Source organism: Pseudoalteromonas sp. SG43-6 (assembly GCF_014164365.1).
Lineage (GTDB): Bacteria > Pseudomonadota > Gammaproteobacteria > Enterobacterales > Alteromonadaceae > Pseudoalteromonas > Pseudoalteromonas rhizosphaerae.
In genome coordinates this window covers 38,666-50,640 of record NZ_JACJEZ010000038.1, presented here as the reverse complement: position 1 = coordinate 50,640, position 11,975 = coordinate 38,666, and the positions used below count along the sequence as shown (strand labels likewise).

Here is an 11,975-nt window from a genome sequence, read left to right as displayed (position 1 = left end):
CGAAAACAGTTAAATAAATTGACTGATGATGATCAGTTAAGCTAATTTAAAAACGGCTCTACAAAATGATAAATCAGGTGATCAAAGCTGATGAGAATCGGTGATCAAAGTCATGAGAATACGCAGCTGTCGCATTGTTGGTTATTTTAGGAGTGAGAAAGGGGGAGCTAATAGCACTGAGGTGGGATGAGTTTAATGGAGACAATACCATATGGCGGCTTACAGAGGAACGAGCTAAAAACGGTGTAGCTATTGATATTCCGATACCCCAGCAAGCCCAAATATGGCTCAACGAATTGAAACTCAGAGCTAGTAACTCACCATATGTATTTCCATCTCGCCGAAAGAGTAAGCGCCGAGGATATATATCCGATGACACTCTAAACCATGCTTTAACCAACTTATTCGGTAAAAAAACAGGTAGATTAAAAAGTAGCACAGGTGATGTTTTAGGTGCCGCAGGCGTAGGATATTTTGTTATTCACGACTTACGGCGAACAACAAGGACATTGATGTCAAAAAACAAAGTCCGCTCTGAGGTTGCTGAAAAATGTATTAATCATGTCAAAAAAGGTGTTGAAGGAATTTATAATAGGGATGCTTTTTTTGAAGAACGAGTTAAAGCTCATCAGCTATTAGCTGACCAAATTGCTCTATTAGTTTAGGATTTTATTACAAATTAGGAGTCAATCCAGCCTTCACAAGTCTTGCAAATGAAAATTGAATTATCAACTACTAAGGCTTTTACACCTTTTCGATACAAAGCCATTTTTAAACTACTAGGAAAAAATGAGCTATCCAAACTTGATAGCTCCTCATTAGAGACTTGAATCATGGAAATATTTTGATAGTGCCTAGATTCTATTTCTTTATCAACCACATTGTCCTCTATTGAGTCTTTAGTCAATTCAAACCATCTGAAGCTAGGTGTTTTAAAGTAATCATTACTGTCTTTGGGAACAAGGCTATGAACAGTGACCGACTTATTACTTTTCATCTTAGTTGCAAAAATAGAATCCAACTGAGTAATTTGCTCAGTTAGGTTTCTCATACAATCGAGTGGCTGAATACTATGCTGAGGGGCCGCAAGCATAATCTCTGATGTAGTACCATTTCCTACTGTTAATACCCCATCATAACCAAGAGATTTCAAAGCTTCGGAAAGTGTAGTGTTCCACTTTGAGCCAAACAAGTTTGGACACTGTAATATGTGGCTTTCCCAGTCGTGATTTACATATAAAACATTTACTTCAGCGAAAAGATTAAACTTAGTTTCAACCCCATACTCTGAATCACACCATCGAGAGTAGTGCTCTGCATTTCGAGACCTTGATAGCCATATTGGCTTATCAAGAACATCAATAAAAGAAATGAACCTTCCTCTATGAACAAGAATTTCGCCTGCTCTAAGCTCTAAACCTTCAATTCTATCAATAGCTTGTTTTTTAAGTAAAGCTGATGTTTTTTCAACATCAGCTTTACTGACAACAACGCCATTAATTTCATATAAATCTGTATCTGGTTGAAGCGTATTTTGTGAAGTGCTTTCTTCACTCTTTATCGATGAGGCTTTGAAAAACTTAAACATATAACTTCCGTGTAAACATTTATTTTTCTTATTATATCACAATTTTGATAAGGCGAGAGCAAGAGGTTTTGAGATAAAAATTCAAATATCAATGATTAACTATGCATAACTAGCCATTTGACTAACTTAGTATCGTTAAGCTGCCTCGAGCCGTTTGCTATTTGACTCCTCATACCTTCACGTTTTTTGGCTGATAGAGGGTATGAGGGGTCTAGTTCAGTCAAGATTTCATTTGCTAGATGTTGATAACGATTAAATGCCTCTTCAGGGGAAGAAATACTGGATGCAGCTTTCATCATATATACCATAGCATTAAGCGTTCCTCGGAGATAATGCTCAAGGTTTACGACCAACATATCCAGTCTATCTTGTGCCGAAGCATTATGTACAATAGCATTCCTAACACGATACAACCGATGTATCTGCAGCTCTACCTTGCTTTGGTGTTTTTGTATTTTTATACCAAGCTTATACGGGCAAGCACACTGCAAAATAAATTTTTCAAAACGATATTTTGCATATGGGTAGTCATTAAGTCTGATATATAAATCATTGACCAGATTTTGATCTTTTATTGCTTCGTAGATCTCACCGAGGTTAGCTGTTTTAAAATCTATATCTGATTGCCCAAAAGTGAACGGCTGCCAACGCAACTCTTTAGAAACACCTCTTAAAGCAAATAATTGTTTTACGGGATAATCCAAACCTATACATGGGAGAACCGATAATATTACATGCTCATCGTGACCAAGTGACTCATCATGTACTCCTAAAGTTAAAGATTCAAGAGCAGACCAGTAAGCTGTAAATCTACTTTCTTGAGTGCTATCAGTAACACCATTTTGATAAAACCTAAATGCTGAGTTTACTTTGTGTATAGTTTTTTTATCGGCAATATCTTGCAAATGAGAAACTGTACTTATAAATAAATTAAACTCACTAAAGCTTAAACGATCAGAACCATTAACAATCGGTTGAGTTAAATCATTTAGATGCTTTATATCTATGGGCTGACCTTCCGCCCCAAATGAACAGGCACTGTATTTTCTTTCAATTTGGATGTCTGCTCTATTCATCATGTAAGCAATAATATCCAATGCATTATTAAGATCAGTATCAGCAATTGCCCTAGCTGAACTATAGGAAGCTGCCTCTACTACAATATTGACCGCTACTGTATTTCTATTTGGGTGCTCAATTAAAACGAACTCACAATTTTGAAACTTCACTGTATTGGCTGAGCTTTCAATTAATGAATAAAGTCTTTGGCTAATAAGCTTTAATGAAACCCGAACTTGTTCTTTTTCGTTATTAATTTTTTCAACAAAAAGATTAAAGCTATCCTCAAAATTAATATCTTGCTGCAATCCACCCGCAGCTAACGTTCGTCGCTTCATCAAATAGTGTTTGTATAATAAATAGCATTCTGACAGTGGCATTCCTGTGTTCAAAAGAGAACTTAGGAGCATATTTGTTACCTGATAAATTTTGTCATAAACAGTCTCACCAAATTGTTCATTAGCAATTAAAAGCAGTCTTAATTTTTCAATAGAGACATTAATATATTGTCTTTCAACTAAGCTTCGTAACTGGGTAAGAAAGCTAATTATTAACTTTCTTCTATCCTCTAGGGCCTTAAAATCAATTATGCCTGATTCATTTGACTTGAAAAGACTAGATATTTGCTCTGGAATATCTTCAAAGACTTCAGATTTTAGAACCGGATCATTATCGAACATTTCTAGTAACTCAGTCATTATGTGGCGACGTTTAGCTGAAGCTCTATATTTTTCACCTAAAGTGTATAACTCTAAGAGCTCATTTATGCCATTGAGTGGGTTGTTATAAGTTACTCTGTCACTATCAATATTATTACGGCTTGATAGACTCGACCAACATTCTATGAAGAAAAGCTGTTGTGGTAGCAGTCCTTGCCGATTTAAGCTCTTATCTATTCGCATCTTGCCTCTATCTGAAATCCTGTTATAATTATCAACATATTAACTAATTTTAATCAAAGATTCACTTTAAGTCTTTGATTCAGAAAAAGACGGTCTCCCCTTTTGACTGAGGCAATGTCCCGGAGAGGATCGAGACCAATTCATTAAAAAGAGGTGCCTTATGCACCTCTTTTGCTTTCTAAATTACAAACTCAGCCCTGCTCCATTCTTTCTTAGCCACTCTTTACGCTCACGATAATCAGGCATGACTTTGTCAACTTCATTCCAAAAAGCGTTTGAATGGTTTCGATGGTGCATATGACATAGCTCGTGGACGATGATGTAGTCAATGATCTTTGCTGGTGCCATCATGCATTTCCAATGGAAATTAAGGGCACCTGATTTGCTGCAACTAGCCCAACGGAAGCTCATGTCTTTGACGTTGATTGAGGAAGCTGTAACGCCAATTTTGGGGGCGTAATATTTAACCCGTTCAGAAATCCGTTGAAAGCCTTTATCTGCATAATAAACCTCAAACGCTTTCTTCGCTGCTGATGAACCGCCTGTATCAACTAACTGCCGTTTTAAACAAAATCTACCTTCAATTAGTTTAAGTGGCTCAGCTTGTTCGTTTATGAGTGCTAGACGATAAGCACGCCCCAAATAAAGAAAGGTTTCACCATTTACCCATTCGCGCACAACTGCCGTGGAGTTCAAATCGCGCCATTCGGCTAAGTTGCGATAAATCCACATACGTTTGCTCTTAACCACTGCATCAACTTGTTCTGGCGTATAATTTGATGGCGGCCGTACTGCAATAATTCCATTCCGTTCTATAACAATATCTGTTGTTTTACGATCTGCACCTGGCAATAACTGGTATTCAATATCCAGTACTTTTCTAGCATTCATCAGTTAACACCATCATTATTCTGAACAAGTGCATCATGCCTGTTTTTGGCCAACTTCATAATTTCAATTGCTACTCTTTCTCTGTATTGTTTTAACTCGACAATACCCGTTAAAGTTAACGCTGTTTTTATTTCACTACGTATTTTTTTCTGCTTATTGGGGTTGTTCCAAAAGTCGATACTGCCAATACTTGCCTGCAACGTTTCGACAATAGCCTCCATTAACACCTTCATTTTGGCTTTAGAGTCAGCAGGTACTTTTCCACCTTCAAAAGCTTGGCTAGCAATATGCTCGTAAAAAGTAGTCGCTTCTTTGCTCATGCCCTCTTCGCCTTGCTTACGCCCTTCTTTTGCTTCTGTACGAAGCTTGTCTAGTTCTTCAGCAAGTTTTTCCCATTGATCTTGATATTGCGTGATCAACTTTTCGACTTTTTCAGATAGGCTCTTATAGAAAGCGGGGTCTTCATCATGGTGAACAGTGCAATGCTTTCGAATAGCATGTTCCATTTCACTGGCTTTCGCTTCTGCATTATCGCCTGCATTTTTGTTGAGATTTTCGATAAAATGTTCAGACAATAATTCAACAGGATCAACTTTAGGGTTAATGCCTAAATTGACTAAATGTTCATTTATCAAGTCTTTAACCTTCGCCCCAGCATCACCCAAATTCAAACTGGTGTCTTTGTAGCGCTCTTTGGTTACTCGTAAAATATAACCCAATCGTTTAGCAGGAACACGATACTTGTGTGCGGCCTGATGCGGCAAAATAATATCTAAACTCATTAAGAATTTTTTCAGGTAAACATCAAAGTCGGCGCGTATTTTTTCATCTTTTAACAATTTAACCGCTTCATGCACAACCGCAGCATCTGCCTCAATATTGGGTAATTCGCCTTCAACAAACTCACGTACTTTTAGTATTTTGTGTTGGGCAAACAACTGTAATATGCGTTGATAACGCTCTTCTAACACTGGCATTTCTGAGGTTATGCTTTTAAAGCCATTCACTAACTCTTGTTGTTCGTCTGCGGCAGCATATAAGGTTAAGGCGTCAGTCAAATTTTCTGTCAAACCAATGTAGTCAATAACATAACCACGGTTTTTGCCTTTCTTCACTCGATTGGTTCGAGCAATCGCTTGCAACAAAGTGTGTTCACTGAGCTTTTTATCAATGTACATCACTTGCTCTATTGGTGCGTCAAAGCCTGTAAGCAGCATGTCGCACACAATTAAAAAAGCAATGCCGCTGTATACCTTGTCTGGGTCATCTAAATCGAACGATCGACAAAAATTATCAACCGCGTTCCACTCTTTTGCTTGTTTTCGCGCTTTGGTTATATAAGCCGCTTCATTGGTGCCGTCACCTGAAATAACCACAGCCGCCTTTAAAAACTCGATACGTTTAATTTGTGCCAGGTCAGGATTAGCTTCAGCCTTTAATACTTCAACATGCTCCCTCAATGCGGAATGAATTGCAGTTTGATAACGCACAGCAGCAAGTTTAGAAAAACACACAACCTGAGCTTTAAACTGATTCGGATAAATGTGTTCTAGATAATGTTTAACAATGTCTTTGCCTATGGCATTGATACGGTTTTCAGCTTCTTGTATATCGCCAGTTGCGCCATACTTTTTCTTAATGGCCAATATTTCTTCGTCACTGCGCCCTTTAAACAAGTTTTCAAAACTAGTTTCAAACCCATGTTTATCATTAAGGGCATCATCTGAGGTGCGACCTTCATACAAAATCTGCAAAGTGGTACCGTCTTTTACTGCGTCCATTAGCTTATATTCGTCAATGTAGGTACCAAAGCGCTTATGGGTTTTCTTTGCTCCATGACGTTCAGTAATTAACGGCGTACCCGTGAATGCAATTCGGGCAGCATTAGGAAAGGCTTCAAAAATGTTATCACCTAAGTCCGAACCTTGAGTTCGATGCGCTTCATCAATCATTAACACTATACGTGAAGAATTGTTCACTATGCCAAACGTTTGCTTGGTTGGCATAGCTTGGTATGTGCCTAAGGCCTCTGCAACAGTGTTAGGCAAGGTTTCATCACGAAGCTGAAACTTATGTACCATTACCATATTAATGTCGGAGCTGTCCGTTGAGAGATGCTCACGCAAGTCTTTGCGGCTTTCAATGGTATTTACCCGCCCACCAATAATGGTTGCTGTGGTAGCTAGTTGATCTTCAAGATCAACTCGGTCATTAATAAGCAGTATTTTGTAATCATTGAGATCACGAGATGACCGCAGCATTCTCGCCACAAACACCATAGTTAAACTTTTGCCCGAACCTTGGGTATGCCATACCACACCGCTTTTATCTTGTACCGTTTTGCCATCACGCAAACGGGCAATTATCTTGTTCGCTGCTCTAAATTGCTGATAACGGCATACCACTTTAATGCGGGGTCCACTGTCGGTGTCCATGAATACCGAACAGGTTCTAAGCATATTAAGCAGGTTGGTTTTATTTAACATGCCATTGACAAGTTGCTGTTGTTGGTTCCAGCCCTCAGTAATATCGTCTTTTTGCGGCCATTGGGTTTTCCATGGGTAAAAATGTTCTTCACCAGACGTGATAGTGCCGTAGTCCGCTTCAACACCACTTGAACGAATTAACATCATTGAGGTATGGAATAACCTAGGCTCACCTTCTTTTAACCCATGCTCTTGGGTAGCCTTACGCCTATTCATATAGCGTTGTAGTTGTTCAAAAGCCTCTGCCATTGGATTAGCGCAGGTAGGTCCGCCTTTTTTGCACTCCACAACTATTAACGGGATACCGTTTATGAACAATACAATGTCGGGAATGATGAACTGCTTTATACAGCCTGGAGTATCAATACGAAACTGATTAATGGCATGAAAAACGTTGTTCTCAGGGTTTGCAAAATCAATCAGTTTAACAACCGGATCTTGTTCACCCGTTAGCTCATTAACATCAACCTGAGATTTAAACAGCAGTTTTTGAATGGCTTCGTTGGCTTCAAGTAGGGTTCTGTTTGGTTGCCGTGATATATTATCTTGTAAATCTTGTAACTGTTTATCAGTTAACCAAGGCTTACCATCAGTGGTGGTATTAATAGTTGCAACGGCTTTTGCAAATACCTCAGGCAACAACCACTGACGGAAGTTAAAGCGTAGGCTTTTTATGGGATCTTGAGGTATACCTTCACCTTGATCGATACTGCTCCAATTAAGCTCAGCTAATTGCTGAAGAAATGGTTGTTCAACTTCCGTGTATTCAGACACAAACAGCCTCATCATCTTGTGTTGAAACAGCATTTTTTCCTGTGAGTAAATCGTCCATTAACCCTACTTTGATTTTGTTATATTTATTCAGCTTATTTTGCTCACTTACAATTTTATTAGTTATCGCCGCATAGCGTTTTAATATCTCGTTTTGCTCATCAATGGGCGGAAATGGCAATTTCAATTTTTTAAGGGTCTTTGATTGGATCGCGTCCATAATTCCTCCCTGAGTTTCTCGTCGAAACCATGACTTTACCCAAGAGGCATAATTTAACTGCCAACATATCAATTCTGGAATCACCTTGTCTGCGTCTAGGGTCATAGTCCAAAGATGCTTGGACGATAATGCTTTTTCAATATTATCAGGGATCACTGCGCTCCTTCCAACAGTCCCCATAATCGTTATCACTACATCTTTAGGTCTTACAGCATACTTATTGAGTTCATTAAACTTTCGTTCGGAAACAAATCTTTTGTAATTGGGAACAAATTTCTCAATATGAATATTATCAATACCAAGAAAAGGGATTCCATCTTCGACTAGCTCAGATTTCAACAAAGCACTCCCAAATGGACCACTTCTCATATTATTTGGGACAGTCGCCAAAACATTTTCTAAAGTATCGCATCTCCATCCAATTGGTAACCAACCTAAGTCAGAATCATGGTATAGGTTTGGCGCTTGTTCACGAGGTGGCCGTAGTTTGCCATCTGAGCCAATGCCTTGGGTAAACAAGTCTTGCATCAAACCTATTTTTATTTGCTGATACTTTTCAATTAGCAATTCTATTTTTTCTATTGTTTCATCAATGACAGCAAGGACATGCGCGATTTTTTGTTGAATTTTCAAATCAATATTGGGAAGCGAATATAGCTTCTTAATTACACTTGGATGTGCTTTGCTTGTGTAATCAAAAGTCATGTACTTATGTTGATTAGATAAACAATAGTAAATGAATTGGGCGTCTAAATATGAAGCTTTTACTCGCATAAATCCACATACATTAGTCACTGAAAACTTATGTTTAGGCCTATAAAATAGACTGCCACCACCATCAACGGACCACGTAACTAGCTCTTCATTAAACATAAATTTAGCATATTCACCAAACTTACCGTTGTTATGTGCAGATGATGAATAAATTGGGTATGGGCCAGGGTGAGCATCTATATCATCTTTTGAGATAATGTTTCCCCTACCTAAAATAATTTCTCCATCAGCAATGTATTCATCTAATCTGCGAATTTGCCAATCACTCATATCCTAACTCCACCATAAAGGATTGAAGTTGTTGAGAAGCTGCGTCACGTTCCCGCTCAATGGTCTTAGCGGTCACCGCATATTTTAACGATAAATTTTCAATGGCTTTGATACATGCTCGCTGATCTGCTTTCAGGTATGCTTTATAAGTATTCATCAGAGTCAAACGTAAACGCTCGATAATAACTATGCGAGCTTCATCGTTGGAGATTTTTTCTCGGGCGCTTTGTACTAAGTCATCTCGTTTATCTTCAATACCCTTGATATTGGCTTTAATAGCTTTTACTTCGTCTTCCAATACTTTGTGACGTTCAAGGGTTGTAGTGATTGATAAGCTGCGCTCATATGCTAATTGTCCTTGTGTAACTGCCTGTTGAAGAGGTTGCAGGTATTCTGAGTGATGGTTTTGTTGTTTAGCTAGTTCGAAAATACGCAGGCCGTTAGCAAATTCAGGTGCTTGTTGACCTAACCCTTCAGTACAATAAAAGGCTTTTTTGGCACCTTTTGGCAGTAAACTAGCAGCCTGAAGCTCGATGAAAATATTTGCGCATAATGCTTTTAGCTCTTTTAGCTGTGCCTTCCATTCTGCGTTGACCGCCTTTAAATCGGTATTCTTAGTTTTAACGTCTGTAGATGGCATGACACCACTGTCTTCTGTATCTTCAAAGTCTTCTTCATCGGAGGCAGCAAACAATGATTGTAATTCGGCCAAACGGGATTGAGAGTTTTCTAGCTCTTGCAATACTCCAGGAAATTGGCTTTGTAATATATCTTGGTCAGGAATTAATTCTGGCCCCCAACCGCTGGCTGCAATCGATTTAAAATCGGCTTTTAGTCCATCAACATACTTAGCAAAGGCTCCCCGCACTTGAGAGTTGGTTAGCAAGTTTTGTTCAGCTAATTCTTTTTCGATACTGGCAAGCAGTTGGCTGCGCATGACGTAAACATTATTACCGCGCTTATCGTGTTGGTTTTCGGGGTCAGGCGCTAGTGCTTCAACAATAGGTAAGTTTAATTGCCACCACGCTTCGAGCTGCTGCATTATTTGCTGGTGTCTTGAGGTAACACTTTGATGAGTTGATACAAAGTCAGCGATGTCGCGTTTGTCTTTAATCACCGGCGCTAGATCAACATAAGATTGATCTTTTGGTACAAAGGCATCATCGCGAAGTTGAGGATAGTTTGCCCAAAAGTGCTCTAAGCTGTCGACCTCAGAAATTGGCACACCACCGTGTAAATGTGCACGCACATCATGTGGCTCTGGCGCAGGAGCATTGTCAACATAACGACGAATATTGCAGTTATAGTTTTCTTCAGCAATCTCAGTGTTAGGGACTAGTCGTGCATAGGCTGGAATATTTCCGCCTGAACGATAGGCATGGATGATTTTATCGATATCCTCTGCTCGTAGATGATTTTGTGCCTTGCCTTCGCGATATTCGCGATCGGCATTAATAAACAACACATGAGCACGATTGGCAGCACCCACTTTATTCATGACTAAAATACAGGCTGGAATGCCTGTGCCATAAAATAAATTACTGGGTAAACCGATAACCGCTTCAAGATAACCGTTAGTAATAAAGTGTTTACGTGCGTCGCGCTCTTCACCACCACGGAACAACACTCCATGAGGCATGACAGTGGCTAAGCGTCCATCATGTTTGAGCACCGCAAGCATATGCTGTACAAACATTAAGTCCGCTTTTTTGCCTTTTTCCGGCAACATAACCGAGAAACGCCCAGGGAATTTAAGATCTTTTTTAATGTAGTTTTGGCTAAAAGGTGGGTTAGCAACTACTCGGTCAAAGCGCTTAAGCTCGTTGTTGTCGTCTAAATGCTGAGGTTCGCGCAGTGTATCTTCTTGGCGAATATCAGCATGAGAAATACCATGTAATAACATGTTCATTTTGCAAATAGACCACGTAGTGCCGATTTTTTCCTGACCATTTAAGGTCATTTCGTCGGCACTACCACCATTTTCACGTAAATAGTCGCGCATTTGGATCAACATACCGCCAGACCCAACTGTTGGATCGTATATGCTCATGCCTTCTTGTGGGTCACAAATTTCCACACAAAGACGAACAACTTCAGCAGGGGTATAGAATTCTCCCGCCTTTTTTCCGGCTGAGTCAGCAAAGTATTTAATTAGCCATTCATAGGCTGCACCAAGTAGATCAGGAAACTCAAAGTCTTCATCTTTTAATGGAATTTTTTCGAAGTTTTGTACGAAATCAGCCAGGGTGTCATCGTCTAGAGTACGCGAGCCAATTTTGCGGTTGAAGTTAATACTTTTTAGTACATCTTGTAATGCCTCTGGATTAGCATCTTCGATAGCTTCCAAGGCTTTGTTTAAGGTTGTCCCCACGTTTTCTTTAACGTGCTTTAATGCAGGACGCCTAACAGTTTCCTTAGATGGATTACCATTTTGGTCTAAGACAATGTTGCCAGCTTGGTCTTTTATAACAATTTCTTCATCCCAACCCTCATTCCATCGCGCTCTTGGGGGAACAAAAAAATATTTACCCGCGTAATTATCAGCATCTGCTAATTCAATCTCGATATCGGCATCAGACATGCCTTGTTTTTTATATTCAGCTTTAAGTTCAACTCGACGTTGATCAAATAAGTCGCTAGCTCGCTTTAAGAACAACATGCCAAAAATATATTCTTTATATTCACTTGCATCCATGCTGCCACGTAAGTCATCACAGGCCGTCATAAGGAGGCTTTCAAGACGTGATAAGGTCAGTTTTAATTTCATTTGATAAGTCTCTGATTATTGTTCTTTTGAGCTTCAATCCAAGCTTCAAGGTCTTCGCGTTTGAAACGCCATGCACCGCCAACTTTAAAGCCAGGCAATTTGCCTTCAGCCGCTAAGCGGTATGCTGTTTTTTCAGTTAATTTTAAATACTCCGCAACTTCTTGGAGTGTCAGAATTTGATCAGACATAAGATAAGCTCTAAATATGATTAATAAAGCTTATGAGAAAATTAGGTAATAAACAAGAA

General features: G+C 39.2%; 7 protein-coding genes and 1 pseudogene. 1 reads left to right on the top strand and 7 read right to left on the bottom strand.

What is annotated here, in order from left to right; translation table 11 throughout:
• Window positions 1-131: 131 nt before the first annotated feature.
• Window positions 132-665 (top strand): annotated as a pseudogene (locus tag H5201_RS15785) (site-specific integrase); the annotation flags it as partial.
• 14 nt (window positions 666-679) lie between these two features.
• Here H5201_RS15785 and H5201_RS15780 read toward each other — a convergent pair.
• The 7 genes from H5201_RS15780 to H5201_RS15750 form a co-directional block, all read right to left on the bottom strand.
• Window positions 680-1,588, bottom strand: coding sequence for a hypothetical protein (locus H5201_RS15780; protein WP_182785059.1), 909 nt, complete (start codon window positions 1,586-1,588; stop codon window positions 680-682).
• Window positions 1,589-1,683: 95 nt separating this feature from the next.
• A complete protein-coding gene (locus H5201_RS15775; RefSeq protein ID WP_182785058.1) occupies window positions 1,684-3,549 on the bottom strand; it encodes a hypothetical protein in 1,866 nt (621 codons plus the stop codon).
• A 183-nt stretch (window positions 3,550-3,732) separates the two neighbouring features.
• Window positions 3,733-4,440: a M48 family metallopeptidase gene (locus H5201_RS15770; RefSeq protein WP_182785057.1), complete on the bottom strand. Its 708-nt coding sequence runs from the start codon at window positions 4,438-4,440 to the stop codon at window positions 3,733-3,735.
• On the bottom strand, window positions 4,440-7,700 hold the full coding sequence (locus H5201_RS15765; RefSeq protein ID WP_182785056.1) for a type I restriction endonuclease subunit R: 3,261 nt from the start codon (window positions 7,698-7,700) through the stop codon (window positions 4,440-4,442). Before H5201_RS15765 ends, H5201_RS15770 begins: the two co-directional genes overlap by 1 nt.
• Window positions 7,693-8,961 carry a restriction endonuclease subunit S gene (locus tag H5201_RS15760; protein WP_182785055.1) on the bottom strand — a complete coding sequence of 423 codons (1,269 nt, stop codon included), beginning with the start codon at window positions 8,959-8,961 and terminating at the stop codon, window positions 7,693-7,695. Before H5201_RS15760 ends, H5201_RS15765 begins: the two co-directional genes overlap by 8 nt.
• Complete coding sequence (locus H5201_RS15755) at window positions 8,954-11,728, bottom strand: class I SAM-dependent DNA methyltransferase (protein WP_182785054.1); 2,775 nt, start codon at window positions 11,726-11,728, stop codon at window positions 8,954-8,956. The genes H5201_RS15760 and H5201_RS15755 overlap by 8 nt, the downstream gene beginning before the upstream one ends.
• Entirely contained in the window at window positions 11,725-11,916 is a 192-nt protein-coding gene (locus H5201_RS15750) for a methylation-associated defense system helix-turn-helix domain-containing protein MAD1 (RefSeq protein ID WP_182785053.1), read from the bottom strand. The genes H5201_RS15755 and H5201_RS15750 overlap by 4 nt, the downstream gene beginning before the upstream one ends.
• Window positions 11,917-11,975 lie beyond the last annotated feature (59 nt).